At 41.1% G+C, this 22,004-nt stretch carries 21 protein-coding genes and 1 tRNA gene; 14 read left to right on the top strand and 8 right to left on the bottom strand.

Annotation, left to right across the window (positions count from 1 at the left end):
* The first annotated feature begins 93 nt into the window (after nucleotides 1-93).
* The 3 genes from V7K41_RS15305 (at nucleotide 94) to trxA (ending at nucleotide 1,561) form a co-directional block, all read left to right on the top strand.
* Nucleotides 94-465 carry a DOPA 4,5-dioxygenase family protein gene (locus V7K41_RS15305; RefSeq protein ID WP_334849431.1) on the top strand — a complete coding sequence of 124 codons (372 nt, stop codon included), beginning with the start codon at nucleotides 94-96 and terminating at the stop codon, nucleotides 463-465.
* A gap of 209 nt (nucleotides 466-674) precedes the next feature.
* On the top strand, nucleotides 675-986 hold the full coding sequence (locus V7K41_RS15300) for a hypothetical protein (RefSeq protein ID WP_442943198.1): 312 nt from the start codon (nucleotides 675-677) through the stop codon (nucleotides 984-986).
* Nucleotides 987-1,222: 236 nt separating this feature from the next.
* Nucleotides 1,223-1,561, top strand: coding sequence for a thioredoxin (gene trxA, locus V7K41_RS15295; protein ID WP_334849428.1), 339 nt, complete (start codon nucleotides 1,223-1,225; stop codon nucleotides 1,559-1,561).
* Between the two features lie 191 nt (nucleotides 1,562-1,752).
* Here trxA and V7K41_RS15290 read toward each other — a convergent pair whose 3' ends face one another.
* The 4 genes from V7K41_RS15290 to V7K41_RS15275 form a co-directional block, all read right to left on the bottom strand.
* On the bottom strand, nucleotides 1,753-2,286 hold the full coding sequence (locus tag V7K41_RS15290; protein ID WP_334849427.1) for a dihydrofolate reductase family protein: 534 nt from the start codon (nucleotides 2,284-2,286) through the stop codon (nucleotides 1,753-1,755).
* Nucleotides 2,287-2,450: 164 nt separating this feature from the next.
* Nucleotides 2,451-2,705, bottom strand: coding sequence for a TIGR03643 family protein (locus V7K41_RS15285; RefSeq protein WP_334849426.1), 255 nt, complete (start codon nucleotides 2,703-2,705; stop codon nucleotides 2,451-2,453).
* Between the two features lie 39 nt (nucleotides 2,706-2,744).
* Nucleotides 2,745-4,544 carry an ABC transporter ATP-binding protein gene (locus tag V7K41_RS15280; RefSeq protein ID WP_334849424.1) on the bottom strand — a complete coding sequence of 600 codons (1,800 nt, stop codon included), beginning with the start codon at nucleotides 4,542-4,544 and terminating at the stop codon, nucleotides 2,745-2,747.
* A gap of 63 nt (nucleotides 4,545-4,607) precedes the next feature.
* Nucleotides 4,608-6,401 carry an ABC transporter ATP-binding protein gene (locus V7K41_RS15275; protein ID WP_334849422.1) on the bottom strand — a complete coding sequence of 598 codons (1,794 nt, stop codon included), beginning with the start codon at nucleotides 6,399-6,401 and terminating at the stop codon, nucleotides 4,608-4,610.
* A 213-nt stretch (nucleotides 6,402-6,614) separates the two neighbouring features.
* On the opposite strand from V7K41_RS15275, the gene V7K41_RS15270 reads away from it, so the two are divergent.
* Complete coding sequence (locus V7K41_RS15270; RefSeq protein ID WP_334849419.1) at nucleotides 6,615-7,676, top strand: L-histidine N(alpha)-methyltransferase; 1,062 nt, start codon at nucleotides 6,615-6,617, stop codon at nucleotides 7,674-7,676.
* A 468-nt stretch (nucleotides 7,677-8,144) separates the two neighbouring features.
* Here V7K41_RS15270 and V7K41_RS15265 read toward each other — a convergent pair whose 3' ends face one another.
* Nucleotides 8,145-8,357, bottom strand: a complete 213-nt coding sequence (locus tag V7K41_RS15265) for a type II toxin-antitoxin system HicB family antitoxin (RefSeq protein WP_099103575.1) — start codon at nucleotides 8,355-8,357, stop codon at nucleotides 8,145-8,147.
* Nucleotides 8,341-8,607: a toxin HicA gene (locus V7K41_RS15260; protein ID WP_104908170.1), complete on the bottom strand. Its 267-nt coding sequence runs from the start codon at nucleotides 8,605-8,607 to the stop codon at nucleotides 8,341-8,343. The genes V7K41_RS15265 and V7K41_RS15260 overlap by 17 nt, the downstream gene beginning before the upstream one ends.
* Nucleotides 8,608-9,127: 520 nt before the next feature.
* On the opposite strand from V7K41_RS15260, the gene V7K41_RS15255 reads away from it, so the two are divergent.
* A complete protein-coding gene (locus V7K41_RS15255) occupies nucleotides 9,128-9,898 on the top strand; it encodes a pentapeptide repeat-containing protein (protein ID WP_334849417.1) in 771 nt (256 codons plus the stop codon).
* A gap of 36 nt (nucleotides 9,899-9,934) precedes the next feature.
* Nucleotides 9,935-10,564: a TenA family protein gene (locus V7K41_RS15250; protein ID WP_334849415.1), complete on the top strand. Its 630-nt coding sequence runs from the start codon at nucleotides 9,935-9,937 to the stop codon at nucleotides 10,562-10,564.
* A gap of 80 nt (nucleotides 10,565-10,644) precedes the next feature.
* On the opposite strand, the gene V7K41_RS15245 is transcribed toward V7K41_RS15250, so the two are convergent.
* A complete protein-coding gene (locus V7K41_RS15245) occupies nucleotides 10,645-12,264 on the bottom strand; it encodes an iron uptake porin (RefSeq protein WP_334849413.1) in 1,620 nt (539 codons plus the stop codon).
* A 405-nt stretch (nucleotides 12,265-12,669) separates the two neighbouring features.
* Here V7K41_RS15245 and V7K41_RS15240 point away from each other — a divergent pair, with 405 nt between their 5' ends.
* The 5 genes from V7K41_RS15240 (at nucleotide 12,670) to V7K41_RS15220 (ending at nucleotide 16,173) form a co-directional block, all read left to right on the top strand.
* Nucleotides 12,670-13,611 carry a metal ABC transporter substrate-binding protein gene (locus V7K41_RS15240; RefSeq protein ID WP_442943197.1) on the top strand — a complete coding sequence of 314 codons (942 nt, stop codon included), beginning with the start codon at nucleotides 12,670-12,672 and terminating at the stop codon, nucleotides 13,609-13,611.
* A gap of 92 nt (nucleotides 13,612-13,703) precedes the next feature.
* On the top strand, nucleotides 13,704-14,480 hold the full coding sequence (locus V7K41_RS15235; protein ID WP_334849409.1) for a metal ABC transporter ATP-binding protein: 777 nt from the start codon (nucleotides 13,704-13,706) through the stop codon (nucleotides 14,478-14,480).
* 11 nt (nucleotides 14,481-14,491) lie between these two features.
* Entirely contained in the window at nucleotides 14,492-15,361 is an 870-nt protein-coding gene (locus V7K41_RS15230) for a metal ABC transporter permease (RefSeq protein WP_334849407.1), read from the top strand.
* A gap of 74 nt (nucleotides 15,362-15,435) precedes the next feature.
* A tRNA-Phe gene (locus V7K41_RS15225) sits at nucleotides 15,436-15,508 on the top strand.
* Between the two features lie 278 nt (nucleotides 15,509-15,786).
* Nucleotides 15,787-16,173, top strand: coding sequence for a hypothetical protein (locus tag V7K41_RS15220; RefSeq protein ID WP_334849405.1), 387 nt, complete (start codon nucleotides 15,787-15,789; stop codon nucleotides 16,171-16,173).
* A gap of 33 nt (nucleotides 16,174-16,206) precedes the next feature.
* Here the strand turns inward: V7K41_RS15220 and V7K41_RS15215 are convergent, their stop codons facing one another.
* Nucleotides 16,207-17,559, bottom strand: a complete 1,353-nt coding sequence (locus tag V7K41_RS15215; protein ID WP_334849403.1) for a lipid-A-disaccharide synthase — start codon at nucleotides 17,557-17,559, stop codon at nucleotides 16,207-16,209.
* A 323-nt stretch (nucleotides 17,560-17,882) separates the two neighbouring features.
* Here V7K41_RS15215 and V7K41_RS15210 point away from each other — a divergent pair, with 323 nt between their 5' ends.
* The 3 genes from V7K41_RS15210 to V7K41_RS15200 form a co-directional block, all read left to right on the top strand.
* Nucleotides 17,883-20,303 carry a hybrid sensor histidine kinase/response regulator gene (locus V7K41_RS15210; protein ID WP_334849401.1) on the top strand — a complete coding sequence of 807 codons (2,421 nt, stop codon included), beginning with the start codon at nucleotides 17,883-17,885 and terminating at the stop codon, nucleotides 20,301-20,303.
* 110 nt (nucleotides 20,304-20,413) lie between these two features.
* On the top strand, nucleotides 20,414-21,715 hold the full coding sequence (locus V7K41_RS15205) for a sensor histidine kinase (protein WP_334849399.1): 1,302 nt from the start codon (nucleotides 20,414-20,416) through the stop codon (nucleotides 21,713-21,715).
* A gap of 80 nt (nucleotides 21,716-21,795) precedes the next feature.
* Nucleotides 21,796-22,004 (top strand): transposase domain-containing protein (locus tag V7K41_RS15200; protein WP_334849397.1); only part of this gene is annotated, 209 nt, incomplete at its 3' end.

The following is a 22,004-nucleotide window of genomic DNA, read 5'->3' as shown; positions in this document are numbered from 1 at the left end:
TAAGCTATTCCACATTTAACTTGCATAATTAGGGTGGGTAATACTTCGGCGTGACGCTATGCAAAATTAAAGTTAAGAGCGAAAAGTGGATCTATGAAAGAAGATACTAGCGAGATCGTTGGTTTTCATGCTCATGTTTACTTCGATCCTGCAATTCGGGATGTAGCTGCGCGTGTACGCGAAGGATTAGGCGCTAGGTTTGACGTGCGACTCGGACGCTGGTTTTACAGGCCCATCGGGCCACATCCAAAAGCGATGTATCAAGTTGCTTTCTTACCGAATCAGTTTGATAAAGTCGTTCCTTGGTTAATGCTCAATCGTGAGGGATTAGATATTCTCGTCCATCCTGAGACCGGGAATGCTGTGGCAGACCACGCAGTTCATTCCTTATGGTTAGGAGAAAAACTAGATTTGAATATTGAGTTTCTCCAACAGCTTAGTCCGACTTTATCCAACCCTCCCTAACCCTCCCCGTATGTATTGGGAAGGAAACTAAATTGGGAATTTCTCCCCAATACATTGGGGAGCCACTGCGTTGCGGAGGTTCCCGACGCTCGAGTACTCGCTAACGCTGCGCTATCCGTTATAGCAAATGGCGTGGGATTAAGGAGGGTAAGGATGTACTTCATTTAGATGCAAAATGCTGTATGTTAAATATTATTTTTGTAAACAGTATGGACTTAAAATTTATCAAGAAAAAGATTTATACCTTTGTAAAAATTATATCTACAGTGCTTATAACAAGCGCAATTGGATTGGAATCGTGGAATATTTATGCAGTAATAACTAATATTAATGTGCCAAACAGCCTTAATCCTATTTTTTGGATTGAGCGTTTTGCCATAATCAGCCATTTTATTGAAAGCATTATAGCAGCTTTTTATGCACCTTCAAGACAAAAGATGCCAATAAAATATGCTACTTATACTTTTTTTGTAGGCACAATTGGATTGTTAGAACTGTTTGCTCGGCAGGATGAGTATTGACGCTTCTACGTCTTGAAGGTATTGGTTTTTGGATTAGGTTGGTTAGTAGGGTGCATTATGCGATCGCACTCTACGTACAAAAATTATAAGTTATAAAATATACCCTAACAAGCAAAACTCATCTGTGGGTTTCCCAATGAATGTAGATAACCAATGAATCTGATACTCAGAAGAGAGTATAGTTTGTATAGTTAGCTTTTTGCTGAAATTTTAGTTTGACACTAAGGAATTAAAAAATGTCTACTGATACTGACATAGTTGCTTACGTTGAAGAAAGTGAATTTGATGTTGTTTTAAATGGAAGTGAAGAGAAAGTTGTTGTCGTTGATTTTACTGCTACTTGGTGTGGCCCCTGTCGCTTAGTCAGTCCGTTAATGGAGCAACTTGCCCAAGAATACAAAGGTCGCGCTAAAGTCGTTAAGGTAGATGTTGACAACAATAAGCCAATTTTCAAAAAATTCGGTCTTCGCAGTATTCCAGCAGTTTTAATTTTCAAAGATGGTATTTTAGCACAAACCATTGTGGGAGTTTCTGCTTACGAAGACTTTAGCAATGCTGTTCAGAAGCTTCTTTAGCTAATTCGTAATTCGTAATTCGTAGAAAACATCAATAAGAATTACGAATTACAGCAGTTTGCAACAAGCGTGAGGTACAAAACCGAGGACTCAAAAATTAAATTATTCTTCTTTCTCCAGCATAACTGCCTCCTGCCTCCTGCCTCAAAACTAGTGACTTTGTACTTCATCCAAATGAAAACTGCTGTATTTTAAATATTTCCTTGTCGCCTATAATGTGCTTGAAGTAAACCAGTTGAATATTGTTGTGAGTTAATCAGCTCCAATTTTTCTTCATGGTTAGATGGTGGAAAAAGATGTATACCGCCACCTAAGATAATTGGAATAGTTGAAATAATATATTCGTCAATCAAGCAGTGCTGAAGAAACGAATTGATTAATTTTCCGCCACCAACTAGCCAGATATTTTTAAAACCTTGAGCCTCTATATTGGCTAATGCCTGTTTTATTGGGTCAGAAACAAACACAACGTCCTCACGGTCAGATTGGAAATTACGCTGGGTGAATACGAAGGATTTTTTTTCTGGATAAGGCCATCGATCAAAACCCAGCCCTACTTCATAGGTCTTGCTACCTAAGACGATCGCATCAATCGATTCATAGAAAGCAGTGTAACCGTAGTCTTCACCTTCTGTATCAAGGATTGATAGCCACTCAATTCCGCCATCGGTACGAGCAATGTAGCCATCCAAACTAGCTGCAATGTAGAGTGTAACTTTCGTCATTGTGCTTGGTGAATTTAGTAGTTTTCACTCAATTAGTGCAAGCGATTGCAAACGTATTTTTTTTACAGTATTTTAGCCTTTGATGATTTTGGACGATATTTTAATTGAACATATCACAAAATAGCGATGTCTACGACGGGCTAGGCCTACGCTTACCCAATTACTTACGTTTTTTGATTGTGCGATTTAAACCGACCTACAACAAATTCTCGCCCAGATAAATGTTTTGTATTGCGTTTGGTGACTCGCTCTCGCCACATCTTGAAACTAGATTCTTTCATTTCGCGCCTCATTAGGGCGATTACCTGTTTCTCCAGTAGCCCAAACTGAGCCTCAATCGCATCAAAAGATGTTCTATCTTCCCATGCCATTTCAATGATGCGATCAATGGTTTGTGAATCGAGGTTAGGTAGCTTCATTTTTTTGCTAGCAATTGATAAATTCGAGCTATATATATTTTACTTTTTGTTTTGAAGAACCGTTGTGTCTGCTGCACCCAGTTGGAGGGCATAGAGGTTGGCATAAACACCCTGCTGATTGACGAGTTCGGCGTGAGTACCCTGTTCTACAATTTCTCCCTGCTGAATTACTAAGACCCGATCTGCTTGCGTAACTGTACTGAGACGGTGGGCAATTACGAAACTGGTACGACCTTGGAGCAAACGAGCGATCGCACTTTGCACTAGCGCTTCTGTACGCGTGTCAATGCTGCTGGTGGCTTCATCAAGAATCAGAATTTGGGGATTAATTAATACCGCACGAGCAATACTGATTAGTTGTCGCTGTCCTTGACTCAGGGGCGCTCCCCGTTCGCCCAATTGAGTTGTATAACCCTGTGGCAGTGAGGTAATAAACTCATGCACATTTGCCAGTTGTGCAGCTGCTTCGATATCAGCTTGAGTGGCGTAAGGAGCGCCAAAAGCTATATTTTCGGCGACGGTGCCGGTGAACAAAATATTATCTTGCAGGACGATGCCAATTTGACGGCGCAGACTTGCTTGAGTCACGCTACGCACATCAAAATCGTCAATTTTCACTGCACCGCTTGATACATCATAGAAGCGCAAAATCAAGTTAATAATTGTACTTTTTCCCGAACCGGTTGGCCCTACTAATGCAACCATCTGTCCTGGATAGGCGTGCAAATTCACTCCTTTGAGAACGAGTTGCTCTGAGTTGTAGCCAAATTTGACATTCGAGAATGTCACCTCACCTTGAATTGGCGGCATTTCTATGGCATCGGGTGCATCCTTGAGTTCTGACGGTTCATCTAGTAATAGAAAGATTCGTTCTAATCCGGCGAAAGCAGATTGAGCTTGGGTGTAAAACTGGCTAAGAATTTGGATAGGGCGGAAGAACTGCTGGACGTAAAGTAAAAAGGATGTCACTACACCTACTGTTGCAGATCCTGTTACCACCAGATAACCGCCATAGGCTAACACACCTGCGGTTGCTAATGTGTTGAGAAAATCGATGGACGGCAAAAAGGCTGAAGTAATTGCCACAGCCTGAACGTTGGCATCTCTATTGGCGGCGTTAAGAATGTTAAATTCTGCGATATTCATCTGTATGCGATTAAATGCTTGTGCTTCTCGCACGCTGCCAATATCTTCTTCTAACTTGGCGGAAAGCTCCCCAATAGTTTGTCGCGTAACGCGAAATCTGACTCTTGCCCAACGTGCGAATAAGCCTGTAGTAAAAATCATCAGTGGTACAACCAGATTGCTCAACAAACCGAGTTTTAGGTTGATTGAGAGCATCGCAATCACAATGCCAATTAAACTGAAAGTGTTGCCTAGCATTTGAGCGATCGTCAGTCCAAATGCCTGATTCACGGTATTGACATCATTTAGCAAGCGGCTCATTAAATCGCCTGCTTCGCTGCGATCGAAAAAGCTGAGTGGCAGACTTTGGATTTTAATGAAAATGTCTTGCCTCAGTTGAGCTAGCAGTCGCTGCATAATCCAGCCGACTCGAATAATTTGACCCCGAATTGCCAAGACACTAAGTCCGTAGTTCAGCCCTAGTAGCCCTAACAATAGCAGTAGTCCTTGCAAATTTCCTTGTGCAATCAGATGGTCGATTGACCAACCGATAAAGAATGGGCCAACCGCCTGGGTTGTGGCACCAATTAATACTAATGTCAGGGCGATGGGAATTTCTTTGCGATAGAGTAGCACGTATTCCAAAAAGCGCCGCAGGGTGGAAAGTTGCTGACTCGTTTGCTCAGATGCAACAACGGGAATAGTGCCTCTCATACAAATTTTGGATTTTAGATTTGGGATTAAAAGTCTTTATTACAAGGCTGTGAGCAAAATTAATTATGCTAATTGGAGATCATTTTTCTGTTTTGGTTTTACCTGAGATTCCAAAATCACACCATAGAGGGGGCTGGTTTGCATCAATTCCTCGTGAGTACCTTGTGCCACCAATTGTCCTTTATCCATAAGAAAAATGCGATCGGCATTCTGGACGGTGCTAATGCGTTGAGCTACTACAAAGGTTGTACAAGCTTTTTGGCGCATTAAGTTATCTAGTTTGGCTTGAATCTGGGCAGCAGTAGCGGCATCCACGGCTGAGGTGCTATCATCCAGTATCAGAATGCTGTAATCGGTTAGTAAGGTACGAGCGATCGCAATTCGTTGTTTTTGTCCACCAGATAAACCCACGCCCCGTTCACCCACAATCGTCTCGTAGCCATTGGGTAGACCGCTAATAAAATCGTGTATTTGGGCAGTTTTGGCAACCTGAATCACCTCTTCTAAGGTGGCATCAGGTTTGGCGTAGGCAATATTTTCGCGGATTCTGCCAGAGAAGAGGGTGGTTTCTTGAAATACAATCCCAATACGCGATCTGAGGCTTTTGAGTGTGAAACCTGTTACATCTCGTCCGTCAATGCGAACTGCTCCCTTTGTGACATCGTAAAAGCGGGGAATCAGGTTCATAATTGTGCTTTTTCCTGAACCAGTCATGCCGAGAACGGCGATTAGCTCGTTGGGCTTGGTTTCAAAGGAAACTTCTTTGAGAATTTCAGTTGTCGCTCCTGGATAGCGAAAAGAAACATTTTCAAAGGTAATTCTACCACCGCAGGTGTCAAATGGGACAGCATCAGGGCGATCGCGAATTTCTACTTCTGCATCCACAACTTCATAAACTCGTTCGGCAGAAGCAGCTGCTTGAGCGATCGCGGGTGCGGCAAATCCAATCAACAAAATCGGTTGGAGTATTAACGCTAGGTAGGAGTTAAACGCCACCAGTTCGCCAATGGAGAACCGATTTCCAATCACCTGCGCTCCTCCATAGGCAAAAACTGCCAGTGTTACCAAATTACTCAGCAAGAAGATTAATGGGAAGGTATCACGGATGGCGCTAATGGTCTTCATGTTAGCCTGGACTAGGCCATCATTCAGAGTTGTATAACGCGACCTTTCGGTTGACTCCCGTACAAAGGCTTTCACTACCCGGATTCCGAGCAAGTTCTCTTGCAATACAGCATTCAGGTTGCTCAGTTGCTCTTGTACTTGTCGAAAAAGTTTGTTATTTCGGTTGATGAATTGTGCCATCAACCATGCGGCCATAGGTACTACTGTGAGGGTAATTAGGGCTAATCGCCAGTTCATTACCAGCAAAAGCACCGAAATACTCACCAATGTCACAATTGAACCGACAACCTGAATTAAGCTAGTGCCAATAAAGGTACGAATCTGCTCAATGTCGCTGGTGACACGGGTTAGTAGTTGGGAAGTCTGCGCCTGGTCATGAAAGCTGAAACTGAGATTTTGAATCTTGCTGAAAATTGTGTTTCGCAGGTCATAAGCAACACCCTGAGACACTGCTTCTGCTAAATAGCTTTGTCCAAAGTTAAATACACCACGAGCGATCGCCGCGACTACCATCCAGGCGGCGCTATATAGGACAATTTGGAGATTTTTTGGCGCGATCCCCTGATCAATTCCCCACCGAAATAGTTGTGGAGTGACAGCGTTGGCGATCGTCAGCAGCAACAGGCTGACTAATGCTCCGAGTGAAGTCCACCGATAAGTGTTTAAACTTCTTAGGACGCGCTGGGTTGACTTTCTCAACGAAGTTTCCTGGAGTTCTGGTTGCTGAACCACTGCAATTCACCCCTGTATCTTTGGAAGATTATCGTACTTTGATTGTAAAAAAACAATTAGCCATTAGAGAGTGGCGAATATGGGATTATAGAGCAACTCTCCTATTCGCGGTGAAAATTCCGAGTTTTGGGACAGTAGCATGGGAGAATACATTTTTAGCAAACATTGCGGCTAATCAATTTCAAGACCGAAGAAAATCAAAAAACAAGAATAATGGCTCAAAACTTTCATAGCAATTCCCGACTTTCCTTAGATATTTCACCTGCTATCAGTCGCACAGCAAAGCCAAGTTCTGAGTTCTACTCTCTTTTTTCTGAAGAAGAAGTTTTAGGGATAATTCATGCATTAGAAGTCAGACGAGAAATCCCTCTCAAGTATTCGTATAAGGGAAGAGGTGCAAAAATTTGGGATGATTTTTACCGGAAATATGTTATTCCGAGATGGTATAGAAGAGCAAATGTAGAAATTGACCTTTTAAAAGATAATTTTAAATATCTGAATGGCAATATCAAACCTGGTGAAAAAGTAAATATTATCGACGTTGGTGCAGGTAATTCCTATCCCGTCAAAAACTTTATCTTTAACCTAAACAAATTAGGAAAAATTAATAAATATATAGCTTTAGATATTAGCGAACAATTGCTTCATGTATCCAAAAGTAATTTTATGAAATGGTTTCCACTAGTCGAGTTTATCAGCTCGAAAATTGACATAGAAAATAGTTCTGTTCCCAAAATTTTATTCCAAAATCAAGCTAGCCTTGAAATTGACAACACAGCAAAAATATTTTTGCACTTAGGAGTTACCATTGGAAATCATCAAAATAGAGAGGAGGTGTTCAAAAACTTTAGAGATAGCATGGCAAAAACTGATCTTTTAGTATTTACTAACGAAACTGGTTCTAACTCTACATGGGACGGAACAGTTAGAGGTGGCTGCAAGTACCATGTAGAAGAAGTCTATGGATGGGTTAAAAAGAAGATTGGAATTAAATCTGAAGATTGCGAACTGGTAAGAAAGTACGATTTAAAAACAGATAGTATTGTTGCTAATCTGAAACTACGTCATGATTACACTATAAATTTTAGTCAGATGGGGATAGATAAAAATATTGAAATCTCTAAAGGTGAAGAGATTACTATTTGGCGACATCACAAGTATGAAATTCCTAAACTGTTACCAGAACTAGAACGTTCTGGACTACAACTTCTTCACTATACTACTAACAAATACAAATCACATATTATGGTGATTTGTAAGGTTGCTAGTAACTAAGTTCTTCACAAAGAACATACTCTGTCATCTTCAAAATAGTGAACTTACAGAACCTTGGCGTATACCGTGGTTCTCGCATGGGTAAGGTACAGACAAAAACACTTAAGCCGAAAACTATATCAGACAGGCGTTTTGCAAATCCCTCACACCCTCATCCCCTAACCCCTTCTCCCAAGGGAGAAGGGGAATTGAATGTCTAGCTCCCCTCTCTCTTGGGAGAGGGGCTGGGGGTGAGGGCAAAATGTTTTCACCAAGCGGGTTTAGCGTTAAGTTGACACCAATGGGCATTGCCGTGTCCCTAGCCATGTACCCATTCAAATGAGAATCACTATAACTTAGATACGATAATGGCAGTCAGTAGAATTTTTTATGTCTTTTAGTAAAGATTTTTCTGATACGTATCTAAATATGGTATTAAATATTTCTGAATAATGCGAAAAAATCAGTTTAACTTGGTTTGTATATCAACTAAATGTACATCAAACGTGGTCTAGGTTCAGGAACTGGACGCCCCAAATCCTTAGCAGTTTCTATCCATTCCTGCACAACTAATTCTACATTATGCAGGGCTTCTTGATAAGTATCACCGTCAGCAGCACAGCCTGATAACTCTGGGACTTCAGCAATAAAGGCTCGATCTAGTTCACTCCAATAGAGAATAATTTCATACCGAAACATCATTTTTACTTCCTAGTTTATATTTGAGAATCACTGCCCGAACTTGTTTAATTTGATAGCTTTTGGCTTTTCCTTTTTTATGTTGCAGGTTCAATATTTCCTCAACATCGGCTTTGACAAAAATACGATGATCGCCACGAATCCGTTCTTCAAAGCCTAGTGTATATAAAAGTTGCCACAGTTGGGCGAAAGGGATATCTGTATCAGAAGTCCCAGAGAGAATTTTTTCTAAGAGTTTGTCTTGCTGACTCACGTTTTTCTGACTGCCTTAATATTTCTATAGTCTCATATTTATTTAAAATCAGGGTATACAAAAGCAAATCTATCATTTTGCTCCTGAGCCAGAGCATCCCTGATGACGATGACTAATCCAGTTATCAGGGCAAACTTTAGGCTTGGATACTGCTCTACAATTTACTTGATTTAAAAAAATACTAATTATCTGGATGTTACAGTTGCTTTTTTTGAAGCAATATTTTGCAGTAGCTTTGGTAACATTAGTTTCGCTTATAGTGGAGTGTATTATTTCTCTTGACGAATGATGCTTATTTATCATTCTTGCTGAGGTTATCAGTCTTAATATCGGCTCAATTGATAGCTTGACGACTTTTTTACCATCTTTTAGCATAGCCTTCCACAGGAAAGGTATCGCCAATTTGTCAGTGATGTAGGCAACTACAGAGGGCAAATTGTTGAGATTGCTCATATCATAATGCTGAGGTATAAATCCATCTCAGTCAATATTGCTCTTAAGTAAAAAATATTACATAGATATGAAAAATCAGCTTCTAAGTGCAGTTGTATTTTTAACCACGATTAGTTTGACAACAACCGTACAAGCAGCAAATTCTGAACATGTTAAACAGTTATTAGCAGTCAAACAATGTCAAAACTGTGATTTGACAAGTGCAGGTTTAGTGATGGCTGACTTATCTAGAGCCAATTTGAGCGGTGCTAATCTCACAGGTGCTAACCTCAGCCGTGCAAACTTGAGCGGCGCAGATTTGCGGGGTGCAAACTTAAGTGGCGCGAGTTTATTTGGCGCTAACCTGAGCGAAGCTAAATTTAATGGGGCAAATTTGACGGGTGCTGATTTGAGAAATACTTATTTAGCAAATGCAGAACTGACTGGCGCTTACTTGAATGGGACTAACTTTCAAGGTGCAGTTGCTATACCATCACAAATTGCTTCACCAGCAGACTTTTATGCTTTGGGTGTAGCAGAAGGGCAAAAAGGCAACCAACAGCAAGCAATCAGTTATTTTAATCAAGCGATCGCAATTAAACCAGAATATGCAGATGCTTATCTAGCTCGTGGTGTCGCCCGTTACCAAATACTAGATAGACAAGGTGCATTCCAAGATGCTCAAGTTGCAGAAAAATTGTTTACATCCCAAAACAACAGTCCTGGAACCCTAACAGCCCAAGCTTTTATAAAAGAACTGCAAACACCCGTCAATGAAAAGGTAAGTACTGGTAAGCCCAGCTTCGTTGACTTTTTGGGAAGTATTGGCTCAGTCTTGCTTCAGTTCTTCCCTTTTTAAAAGGGATAATAACAGTTAACAAATGACAAATGACAAATGACAAATGACTTATCTAAAGAATTATGGGCAGCAAATCAAGACTTAGCCCAAGCTTGCCTAGAGCATCCTTTCGTTCGAGGCATTGGTGATGGTACTCTTGAGCGAGCTAAATTTGCTTACTACGTAGGGCAAGATGCTTTTTTCTTAGAAGCTTTTGCGCGTGCCTACAGTATCGCCGCAGCTAAAGCACCAGACTGGTTAGGTTTCACCACATTTCATAATTTAGCTAGTGGAGTTTTAGAAGAACTACGGCTGCATAGTAGCTATGCTTTTGAGTGGGGAGTCAATTTGTATTCTGTAGAACCTGCATCTGCCACCCGCCGCTATACTGATTTTTTGTTAGCAACTGCTTGGAGTAAAGATGTGGGTTTAACTGCTGCGGCGATGTCTCCCTGTATGCGTTTGTATGCCTTTTTAGGAGAAAAATTGGCTTATAATGGTATTCCTAATCATCAATATGCAGACTGGATTCGTACTTATAGCAGCACAGATTTTCAACCACTAACACAACAATTAGAAAATTTGGTTGACAATTATGCCGTTACCAATTCTGTTGTGCATTCAACTTATCGTTATGCGATGTTCTGTGAGCGCGACTTTTTTCAGGCTGCGTGGATGTTCAGTTGAGCAAATTCATATCTACTAACCTTTACACAAAAAGAAGACGCAAATTTATCCTTTGCGTCTTCTTTTAAGATTTTAAAAAATTAGAAACTGAATGTGGTTCTCAATGCACCAATAACAACATCATCATTAGTGTCGTTGTGATCTGGAGATGTTAACCAGATTACCCCTGGCGTAATCGTAATATTGTCACTCACCTTATACTGGTAGAACGCCTCAAGATGATAGGATGTATCAGGATCGTTATCCAACCCTGCGATATTAGAACTTGTCACTTTCGGCTCCATACCAGCGATGATACCCGCTAAGTTACCTTTTTTACCGAGGTCAGGGAAGCCGAGGGTGACAGCATAGTTCCAAATATCAACATCTCCACGGGTTCCTCTCAAGCTTTGGCTGTTGGTGTATCCAGCCCAACCACCCAAGACAATGTTATCAGTGATGCCAATGGATGCTTCGATACCGTAAGAATTACTGGAAAATCCGACTTGATCTTCTGGTAAACCCTGGATAGCTGCTATATTCTGGAAAGTGGCGGCATTGCTACCTGTGAGTAGTGGTTGGTTGTAGGAATTGAGGTAAGTTAAACCAATAGAAATGCGATCGCTTGGTTTAATTGTCAGCTGTGCCAACGCACCGTAAGAACCATTGAACAAACCATTATTAGGCGTAGGGTCATTAGCTGTACCACTCAAATACCCTAGACTCAGTGCCAATTTATCACTGAACTCGTGCGTTACTGCCAACCCCGCGCCATTTATCTGGCCATAAATTGGGTTGCGTGTACCAAAGGTCGACAAAGCACCAAAGGAGCCATCACCGTCAAAGAGATTGACAGTACTGGTAATATCATCTGCTGCTGCTGCGTTGACAAGAGCAGTAACCTCTGTTTTTTCACCCAGAGGGAATTTGTAATACAAGGCATCTATAAAAGCATTAGTGGTACCATCACCAGCAAAGAATAAGTTACCCTCTGGTGTACCAATATTAGGGCTGAGAATATTATCAGCCTGGATTCTGGTGAACAGCGTATCTTTTCCTGTAAAGCTGGTTACTAATTCTATCCGCGCCCGTAACCCTAAAGTTGTATTCTTATCTGTAATTTCCGCACCGTTAACTGTATTTCCTGACAAAACATCGCTGGCGACTGCGATAACTTCTCCTTGCAATTTGGTTGTGGTTGAAAACCGATTCGCCTCCAATTCAGCACTGCGTACTTCTACTGCATCCACACGACCTCGGAGTGTCGCCAGTTCTGCGGAAAAATCTTCTTGCAGCTTTTGTAATGTGGCTAAATCTTGTTTGTTAACTAAATCGCCAGTGGCTGTAGCAATAAGTTCGTTAACGCGATCGAGACAAGCATTCAAACCAGCAGCAAACTCATATCGCGTTAATGCCCGATTACCGCGATAAGTGCTATTTGGGTATCCTGCAATACAGCCATAGCGCTCAACTAAGGACTGCAATGCTTGAAATGCCCAGTCAGTAGGTTGTACGTCGGAAAATTGAGATACGGAGGTAACTTGCGCCATCATCCGATCTGGCGCAATGTTCCGATCTTTTATGTCTGGATTAGCTAAAACTTGCGGTTGATTGATTTCAGACTTAACCGATGTTTCACCTGCAAATGTAGCAGTATTCACAAATAGCATCACACCGCAGACTGCTGGACTAATTAGCAGATATTTCCAAAATTTTTGCATTTTTCTCCTCACACTGATCTCCAATTCACACCCAAACCACGTTTTTTTTAACGTGTATTTGATAAGAATATTTGTCAGCAATTTTATCAGAAGTAAGCAACCTTTTTAACAAAAAAAGTCAACAAATCTTAATTATTTAGGGAAAACTAAATTGCAGAGGGCTGTACCTTCTGAAAAAGTTTTGTTGTTACTCATTACACAGCAAACCCAGAATGATATTATGTAATAAAAATGAGAATGAGAATTATTATAGTATAAAATTTAGAATACTTCCCATTGTCAATAGCGATGATGACAGAGGTAAAGCAAGCATCCGTTTGGAGGAGAAATATTGTGATTGTGAATTGTAGAGAAATTAGAACAGGTAGGCAAAGAAGCGGTATTTTGCCCATAATTGCTCTGCTAATGTTGTCGATGGCTACTGGGTGTAGCCAATCGAATCCAAATCAGGGAACAACTTCCGAACAGTCGCCGCGAGCACAGGAAGCTGCTTCTACCCCACAGGCACAGTTGGGAAAAACTAAAGTAGTAGCGACATTTTTGCCGATATATTTGTTTACTAAGGCAGTAGCTGGGGATGTGGCAGATGTAGAAATTCTAGTGCCACCTGGTACGGAGGTACATGAATACCAAGCAACACCAGCAAATGTCAAAGCGATCGCTACTGCCAAGGTGTTAGTAAAAAATGGTTTAGGTTTGGAGGAATTTCTAGAAGGTACTGTCAAAAATGCCCAAAATCCCAAATTAACTGAAATTGATGCTAGTAAAGGTATTAAACCTTTAAATGAAATTTCACCCGTCGTGAAAACGGCGCAAAATGAAAAAGACCACGAAGATAGTCAAGGTAATCCTCACGTTTGGTTAGATCCAGTTTTAGCAAAACAGCAGGTAACAAATATTCGAGATGGATTAATTGCTGCCGACCCTTCTAACAAAGCTACTTACGAAGCAAATGCTACAGCTTATATTAAAGAATTAGAAACTTTAAACAGCGAATTTCAGCAGACTTTGCAGAAAAATCCCAGTTGCACCTTTATTACCTTTCATGATGCGTTTCCATATTTAGCTAAACGCTATAATCTCAAGCAAGTTGCAGTGGTGCAAATTCCCGAAGATCAACTTTCACCAACAGATGTCCAAAATGCCGTCAACGCTGTGAAAAAATACAAAGTTAAAGCTTTATTTAGCGAACCAGGAGTAGATAATAAACTGCTGACCAGTCTCTCTAAAGACTTGAAATTAAATTTGCGTACTCTGGATTCTCTAGAAACTGGCGAAACAGATCCACAGCATTATTTCAAGGCAATGAAAGCTAATTTGCAAACTCTGGAAACATCGTGTAAATAGATTTGTCATTTGTCCTTTGTCCTTTGCAAATGACCAATGACCAATGACTAATGACTAATGACCAATGACCAATGACCAATGACCAATGACCAATGACCAATGACATTCCTATTTTGAAAGTAGAAGGATTAACTGTCTATCAAGGTAGCTATCTAGCTGTTCGAGATGTTTCCTTTGAATTATTGTCAGGAACAGATACAGCCATTGTTGGCCCCAATGGTGCTGGTAAAAGTACCCTGGTAAAAGCGGTTTTAGATTTGATACCTCGAAATGCTGGTACGATTGAAATCTTGGGTCGTCCAATTGCCAGATTGGGGCATTTACGCCACACGTTGGGCTATATGCCGCAAAACTTCATTTTTGACCGCAGCTTTCCTATTTCTGTCAGCGAATTAGTAGGACTGGGATGGACTAAGGAAGGGAAAAAAAAGAGTTCATTTTTTTCTAAACTGGGGAGACAAGAGCGAGAAAAATCGGCAGCAGTAACAGAAGCTTTACGGCGAACTGATGCTTATCATTTACAGCATCAAGCTATTGGTACTCTTAGTGGCGGTCAGCTCAAGCGGGTTTTATTGGCTTATTGTTTGGTAATGCCTCGGAAACTCTTGGTACTAGATGAAGCCTTTGCTGGTGTTGATGTGCAGGGTGCAGCAGATTTTTACGCTTTGCTAAATGAATTAAAGCGAGAGGAAGGTTGGACAGTATTACAAGTTTCTCACGATATTGATATGGTCAATCGCCATTGCGATCGCGTGCTTTGCCTGAACCAAAGCATTGTTTGTACTGGTAAGCCAGAAATTGCCCTTTCACCGCAAAACCTGTTAGCAACCTACGGCCCAGGTTTCAGTCGCTACCAGCACCAGCATTAATGCTCATAAGTATGAATTTCTTCAATGATTGTCAGATAAGTTGGTTAGCGATCGCTAGTAGTAATGACTTGCTAGAGTTGTTACAGCTTCTTTCGATACAGCGTGCGATCGTCGGTGCTGCCTTAATGGGAATACTTGGCGGGATGTTGGGTAGTTTTGTTACCTTGCGCCAGTTGTCATTTTTCAGCCACGCGGTTGGTCATGCAGCATTGGTAGGTGTGGCATTAGGTGTGCTGCTACAAATAAATCCTACTTGGATGCTGTTACCTTTTACCTTAATTTTTGGGGTTATTGTCCTTTACTTTATCGATAAAACCGACTTAGCTAGCGATAGCATACTTAGCATAGTGCTATCTGGGGCATTAGCGATCGGTTTAATTCTCACGAGCCTAATTAAAGGATATCGTGGCAATTTGATGGCTGTACTGTTCGGGGATATTCTAGCGATCGATACTACAGATTTGATTTTGACCCTGCTAGTCCTTGTGGGAGGTAGCATATTTTTACTATCAACTCTGCAACAGCAAATTTTATTGACCCTTAACCCCGATGTTGCCCAAGTTCAAGGCGTTCCCGTCCAATTGTACCGCTACGCCTTTGTGGTTTTGCTTTCACTTGCCGTTGCTGTCGCGATTAAAGCTGTTGGTGTTTTATTGGTGAACGCTTTTTTGGTCATTCCCGCCTCCACCGCCAAACTGATGAGTCACCACTTTAGCCGCTTTCTAGTCATGTCGGTGATAGTTGGTTCCATCAGCAGCATTGCTGGCCTCATGGTGTCAGGTATTTTCAACCTGGCTTCTGGGCCAAGTATTGTTCTTGTTCAGTTTCTACTATTTGTAGCCGTTTTCATCTGGTTTAAGTTGAGTTTAAAAGCTGCATAACTATTTTTCTCCAAAGACTTGCTATATTCTTTTATCTTTGCTACATTAATTAATCGTGGCTCACAAAAGCCCCAGCCGGGATAGCTCAGTTGGTAGAGCAGAGGACTGAAAATCCTCGTGTCACCGGTTCAAGTCCGGTTCCTGGCACTCTCTTAAATCCCTTGAAATTATTATGTTTCAAGGGGTTTGTGGTTTGTAGGTACTAGCTTATATAGAAAAACTATTGTAGCTTTGACTAAAATATAGGGCATTTTTTGATACCTTTAGATAGATAATGGGTGTAAAACTGGTGTAAATAAGCTAAAAAGCGGGAGATTTGCCAAGTGGTTGAAATCTTGTTAACGTTTATGCTTAAAATTGCACAAGAGGTTTATTTAGCATCTACTCACAGCTAAAGTTAACCCTTTGCAGGACTACCCCAAGCAATGCTGACTGAAATTTTGCCTTTCCGTTTTGAGTTAGACACGATCGCGATCGCTGGAGCGAGTTTGTGGTCATTGGCGCTATATCTAGGTTTTTCCCAAGTCAATGAATGGGTAATCGAGCAACTCAATCGCTGGTTTAACTTTGCCGAGCGATCGCTCTACACCAGCCAGTTAGAATTTGAAAAGACTCGTAAAGCCAGAGAATCCCAAAATGCTTTCTACGCCTCACTATTTAGCATTGTGCCTTTTTTGGTAGTCGGTGCTTTATCTAACTGGGTTCTGGAAATTAGTTTAGGTGAGAGTTGGGGAATTAGTACAGGTATATTGGCCTGTATGGGTGCCGGCATTTATGAACTTGGGCGCAGGGATGGAGAATCTTCAGATTAAGCCAGAGTAAAAATCAGGGAGATGTTGCTTTGATTACTCCCTCATCTCTCCCGACTTCCCAATTTCCTCACCAACAATCTGTGCTATCTTCTGAGCTGCACCGCTTTCACCGCGAATATTACGGAGTTTAGTTCGCATATCATCCAATTTTTCTGGATTCGTCAAAAAGCCTAAAACCATTTCTCCAACTTCTTGCGGTTGAAGTTTACCCATAAGTTCTGGCACAATCTCTTCCTGTGCCCAGATATTTGGCCATGCTAATAAACCTTTGCGTCTCACAAATCTCAGAAAAGACCAATTAATCACCTTAGCAAAGGGCGTACCTACGACTGGCAGATTTGCCAACAACCCAGGTAAACCATCCCAAGAACGCATAGCATCAAGTTGCTGCGTTGGTAGCAAAACAATCATTGGCACTCCTAAAGCACCGAGTTCGGCAGTGTTTGCCCCCACCGTAGTTAAGCAGATACAGCACTGGGATAATAAGTGATATGCAGGGTTTTCTTGCCACAGTTCCACAGTTAAGCCCGTTGCTGTTTTGAGCAATGCCTTGCCTTTAGCATCCTCTGGGACAATTAAGGAAGCACCGCCAAAGCCAAAAATTTCAGCAATAAAATTCTTTTGAGGATCGGCAAAACTAGCTAAAGTTTGTAAATCCAAAGTTGGGGCTACAGGAATCACAAATTTAGTTTGGGGCCTTTTAGCATGAACATATTCAGCGATCGCTAAACATAATGGCACTCCTTGAGCTAATTTTGCCGCTTTTGATCCAGGCAATAAACCAATCAATTCAGTCTCTTGTCCTACTTTGTGGGAAGCTGTTGACGCGTCTGTGTCATTAGTCATTTGTCCTTTGTCGTTTGCTAAGAACAAATGACTAATGACTAATGACGAATGACTACTAGCTTCTAGCATCAAATCACCTACAACGGTGAATTTGTGAGCATATTTTTGAGGGACATCAGCAGCAACCTTGGATTTCATCACGCCAAAGCGATCGATCCAGTTATGCCACCTGGCTTCCCATTCAGCGTAAACTACTGTGCGATATCCGAGCTTTTTGCCTATAATCACTGGAAAAATTTGATCGCCGCCCAGAAAAACGACTACACCGCGACTTCTCCAATCCCAATTTTCAAATGTTTTGCCCCAAAGCAAAAATTGCCAAAAATGTTCTGCTCCTTGTACTCTATGTACTTCTGGGTAAGAAAGAGCGATCGCTGCTTCTTTACCACTGGCATTTGAGCAAGGTGATAATACTACAGAAATCCTCACTAAAGAACGATCGTTCCCCAATTCTTGCCGCAACGCCTTTACTACTGGACGCACCCAGGTTGTTACTTCACCTGGGCCATTTGAAAGGATAAGAATATCTACTTGAGTCATTAGTCAAGAGGCAAATATTACCTAATTCGTTCTTGTGTTATGGGTATGCAGAATAGAACAATCCTTCGAGTTGATTTAGTCCAGATAATTTAACTCACTCTGCTGCTCTATTTTTGAGAGAGTTTATAACCACTTTAATTTACCCGATGGTAAACCTATACGTCCTTACCAATACAGTTCTGTAAAGTATGGTTAGCAAAGTTTAAAGTATTGATTATTTTGCTATGGGTAAGAATCATAGCTGCGATTATCAGTAATTTTTTGGGCAATCTAAATATAGCCCTTTTTTGCTTACCAAACCCATTATTTTGAGGGTGAATCCTGTGATCGAAGGCAACTCTAGCCCATCTGATGCCAAAATACATTCCTCGCGCAATTTACTGCTCCGATTTATTCTAGGCGGCACTACTCTTATTGTAAGTACTTCTGCTTATTTTAGCTATCAGGCCGCTCGGAAAATAACACTAGAAGACTTGAGAGGAAAAGCTTTTTTAGAGGTACAGAAAGGGGTTGATGAAATTGAAGAATGGTTGCATGTTCGGAAAGTGGAGGTGCAAACCCTTGCTCATACTTCCGCTGTACGCTCCTTAGACTGGTCTGTGGCAGAACCTTATTTAAAGTCAGAAATTGAGCGGATCGATGAATTTTTCTTTTTCCTAATGGCTACCCCGGATGGTTCGTATTTTAATACTAAGGTTGGTCGGTCAAATAAGAATATTAAGGATCGAGACTACTTTCAAAAAGCACTAGCCGGAAAAAGCAACATTTCCGATCCCTTTATCAGTCGTTCCACAGGCATTCCTTTAATTGCGATCGCCACCCCAATCTGGTCAAATTCTCCGACCAATCGTTCACCGATTGGGGTTTTCCACGGCCATGTTAAAGTCGATCGCATTGCTAAAGTGGTCAACTCGTTGCGCTACGGCAAGAACAGCTATGCATTCGCCCTCAATTCCCAAGGAGAAGCGATCGTCTATCCCAACTCAACGTTAATGTCAACGTTAGAAAAACCTGCACCCAGCCTCCTGAAAATTCCAAATCGGAATTTAAATGCGATCGCGCAGCGAATGGTAAACAAACAACAGGGAATTCAGTTGATGGAAATTGACGGCACTAAAAAGTATGTTGCTTATGTGCCATTGCGAGAAGCTAATTGGTCTGTAGCTTTGGTAATTCCGCGCCAAAATATTGAATCTCGGTTACAATTCCTCGATCTGATCGCCCTAGTTGTGGGCGGATTGACAGTGACAATGATCGCTGTCTTGTGGCAGGTGCAAGCGTTTGAACAAGCTCAACTGAAAAAGTCTAAAGCAGCGGCTGATACTGCAAACCGTGCTAAGAGCGAATTTTTAGCCAACATGAGCCATGAACTGCGAACGCCCTTGAATGGTATTTTGGGTTGCGCTCAAATTTTGCTGCGTTCTAAAGGTTTGCCGGAGCCAGAGCAATATCATGTAAATATCATTGAACAGTGTGGCTCTCATCTGCTGACTTTAATTAATGACATTTTGGATCTTTCCAAAATTGAAGCGCGAAAACTAGAACTGCATTCTCAAGATGTTCATTTTCCATCTTTTTTACAGGGTATTGCAGAAATTTGCCAGATTCGGGCAGAACAAAAAGGCATTTTGTTTGTCTATGAACCCGCAAGCAACTTACCCACAGGGGTTCATGTCGATGTCAAAAGGTTACGTCAGGTTCTCTTGAATCTGCTGGGAAATGCCATTAAATTTACCGATGAAGGTAAGGTTAGCTTCAAGGTTGAGGTAGTCGATCGACTGACTGCTGATGGGCAGACAGAAAAATATCACATTCACTTTAGTGTAAAAGACACAGGAATTGGCATAATTTCAACCCAATTGAACAACATTTTTTTGCCATTTGAACAAGTAGGTGAGAAAAAGCATCAGATAGAAGGGACAGGGCTGGGTTTAGCTATTACTCGGCAGTTGGTGCAGATGATGGGTAGCGATATCCAGGTTGAAAGTCAGCTCGATCGAGGTAGTACTTTCTGGTTTGAAATTGCGATCGCCCAAGCCAGCGAATGGGTACAGTCTGCTATGGCTGCATCCCAGGGACAAATAATTGGCTTTGCAGGTAGCCCCCGCACCATCTTGATGGTGGACGATCGCTGGGAGAATCGCACAGTAATTACAAACTTATTACAACCACTGGGTTTCAATGTGATTGAAGCTAATAACGGTAAAGATGGTTTAGAAAAAGCGATCGCCCTTAAACCAGACCTGGTGATTACAGATTTGCTGATGCCAGAAATGGATGGGTTTGAATTGATTAAATACCTGCGTCATACTCCAGATATCCAGGATGTCAAGATTATCGTTTCTTCCGCTAGTGTCTTTGAAGCCGATCAACATCGCAGTCTGCAAGCAGGAGGTGACACATTTTTGAGCAAACCGGTACAGGCAGATGAATTGCTGCATCAATTAGAATGCCATTTAGGTCTGACATGGATTTACCAGCAGTCTGAGGAACAAAAAATTAATTCTTCGGCTACAACACTTGATAGCTCATCAGATAAATTGACTTCTCCTTCCCCCCATGTATTGCAGGAACTGATGAACTTAGCGAGTAAAGGTAACTTCAATGACATTCTCAAATGGGCAGATAAACTAGAGGAAACAGATACAAAATTCGCTACCTTTGCTAACCAACTGCGGCAGCTAGCGAGGCAGTTTGACGAAGATTTAATCCTCAATTTTTTGACCGAAAAATCAAAGGATTAATTACCCTAAATTTATTTATGGGAATTGTAATGCGTGAATTTTTAATTTTGAGCGATCGCCTTTGGCATCTCGCAAAGAAACAACGTGAATCAATATAGGGTAGAAATATTATGACAGCAACTATAGGCGATCAGAAAAATCCCCTAAATAGCGATCCTAGCAGAGGAATTATTTTAGTCGTTGATGATAACCCTGCCAACTTACAAGTTTTATCGAGTTTTTTGGATCAGTCTAGATTTGAAGTTTGGGCAGCTCGCAGTGGTGAAAAAGCCATTCAGAGATTAGACAATGATAATTTACCTGATTTAATCTTGCTTGATATCATGATGCCGGGTATCGATGGGTTTGAAACTTGTAAATATTTAAAAAGTGAAAGCAATCTTCGTATCCGGGATATTCCGATCATTTTTATGACTGCTCTTTCAGATACTGCTGATAAGGTTAAAGGATTGCGATTAGGAGCCGTAGATTATATTACTAAACCTTTTCAGTATGAAGAGGTATTGGTGCGAATAGAGCATCAACTGAAGCTGAGAAATTTGACGAAAACCTTGACTGCCAAAAACGCCGAATTACAACAGACTCAAACCCAACTGATTCAAGCAGAAAAGGTAGCAACCTTGGGTCAAATGACAGCAGGAATTGCCCATGAAGTAAATAATCCCATAAATTTTATCGCTGGCAATTTGAATTTTATTGAACAGTATTTTCAAGAGATTATTAATTTACTCGAACTATATCAAAAGTATTTGCCCGATCCACCAGATGAAATTCAAAATGCTATTAAAACAAAAGATATAAATTATTTGTTAAATGATTTATCCAAAATTATTCGCTCTATGCAACTAGGTACAGATCGCGTTACAGAAATTGTATCATCGTTGAATAAGTTTTCTCGACACGGAGAAGCAGGGAAAAAACTGGCTAACCTGCATGAAGGGTTAGAAAATACGCTACTTATTCTTGGGCATCGACTCAAAGTAAATGGTCATCGTCCGGCAATTAAAGTAATTAAAGAATATGGGGTATTGCCACCTATTGAGTGCTATCCAGGCGAACTAAATCAGGTTTTTATGAATTTGATTGGTAATGGTATCGATGCAATTGAAGAAATCCAAAAAAATCAATATTTTGATGAAAACCTTAGACATATTGGGATGATTTGGATTAAAACTGAAGCAATTGGAGAGCGAGTTATTCTCAGAATTGCAGACAATGGCTCAGGAATCAGCGAAGCAAACCGGACAAAGATATTCGATGCTTTTTACACTACAAAAGTCATCGGTAAAGGAACAGGACTAGGTTTATCTATTGCTTACCAAATTGTAGTTAATAATCATCACGGTAAGCTAAGTTGTCATTCAACACAAGGTGAGGGTACAGAGTTTGTGATTGAATTACCTATCCGATGAGGTTGTTCTCCATCCAATACTTTTCGGTTAAGACCAAAAACAGGTAAATTGAGAGTTGTACTTAAAAACACGCGCGGCTAATGCAACTCAAAGAATTTTTGCTGGTATCACTTTTAATGGAATCAGGGGAAGTGCTAAAAGCGATAGAAACAGCGATACCAACGGAAGCAATTGAGCAAGTATTAGGGCAAACAGATAGTAGAGAGATACGCAAGCGGAAACTGAGATCGCACTTAGCGATCTGTATGGTGATTGCGATGAGTATATGGTCATCAGATTCAATGCGAAC

The sequence above is a fragment of the Nostoc sp. genome, assembly GCF_036917415.1.
Lineage (GTDB): Bacteria > Cyanobacteriota > Cyanobacteriia > Cyanobacteriales > Nostocaceae > Nostoc.
Note: the sequence above shows the minus strand (reverse complement) of the source record. Positions and strands in the feature narration are given on the sequence as shown.

Excerpts from the sequence above, each read along its gene's own strand:
- V7K41_RS15305 (WP_334849431.1), top strand. The coding sequence starts at position 94 with ATGAAAGAAGATACTAGCGAGATCGTTGGTTTTCATGCTCATGTTTAC.
- V7K41_RS15300 (WP_442943198.1), top strand. The coding sequence starts at position 675 with ATGGACTTAAAATTTATCAAGAAAAAGATTTATACCTTTGTAAAAATT.
- trxA (WP_334849428.1), top strand. The coding sequence starts at position 1,223 with ATGTCTACTGATACTGACATAGTTGCTTACGTTGAAGAAAGTGAATTT.
- V7K41_RS15290 (WP_334849427.1), bottom strand. The coding sequence starts at position 2,286 with ATGACGAAAGTTACACTCTACATTGCAGCTAGTTTGGATGGCTACATT.
- V7K41_RS15285 (WP_334849426.1), bottom strand. The coding sequence starts at position 2,705 with ATGAAGCTACCTAACCTCGATTCACAAACCATTGATCGCATCATTGAA.
- V7K41_RS15280 (WP_334849424.1), bottom strand. The coding sequence starts at position 4,544 with ATGAGAGGCACTATTCCCGTTGTTGCATCTGAGCAAACGAGTCAGCAA.
- V7K41_RS15270 (WP_334849419.1), top strand. The coding sequence starts at position 6,615 with ATGGCTCAAAACTTTCATAGCAATTCCCGACTTTCCTTAGATATTTCA.
- V7K41_RS15265 (WP_099103575.1), bottom strand. The coding sequence starts at position 8,357 with ATGATGTTTCGGTATGAAATTATTCTCTATTGGAGTGAACTAGATCGA.
- V7K41_RS15255 (WP_334849417.1), top strand. The coding sequence starts at position 9,128 with ATGAAAAATCAGCTTCTAAGTGCAGTTGTATTTTTAACCACGATTAGT.
- V7K41_RS15250 (WP_334849415.1), top strand. The coding sequence starts at position 9,935 with ATGACAAATGACTTATCTAAAGAATTATGGGCAGCAAATCAAGACTTA.
- V7K41_RS15245 (WP_334849413.1), bottom strand. The coding sequence starts at position 12,264 with ATGCAAAAATTTTGGAAATATCTGCTAATTAGTCCAGCAGTCTGCGGT.
- V7K41_RS15240 (WP_442943197.1), top strand. The coding sequence starts at position 12,670 with ATGTTGTCGATGGCTACTGGGTGTAGCCAATCGAATCCAAATCAGGGA.
- V7K41_RS15235 (WP_334849409.1), top strand. The coding sequence starts at position 13,704 with ATGACCAATGACATTCCTATTTTGAAAGTAGAAGGATTAACTGTCTAT.
- V7K41_RS15230 (WP_334849407.1), top strand. The coding sequence starts at position 14,492 with ATGAATTTCTTCAATGATTGTCAGATAAGTTGGTTAGCGATCGCTAGT.
- V7K41_RS15220 (WP_334849405.1), top strand. The coding sequence starts at position 15,787 with ATGCTGACTGAAATTTTGCCTTTCCGTTTTGAGTTAGACACGATCGCG.
- V7K41_RS15215 (WP_334849403.1), bottom strand. The coding sequence starts at position 17,559 with ATGACTCAAGTAGATATTCTTATCCTTTCAAATGGCCCAGGTGAAGTA.
- V7K41_RS15205 (WP_334849399.1), top strand. The coding sequence starts at position 20,414 with ATGACAGCAACTATAGGCGATCAGAAAAATCCCCTAAATAGCGATCCT.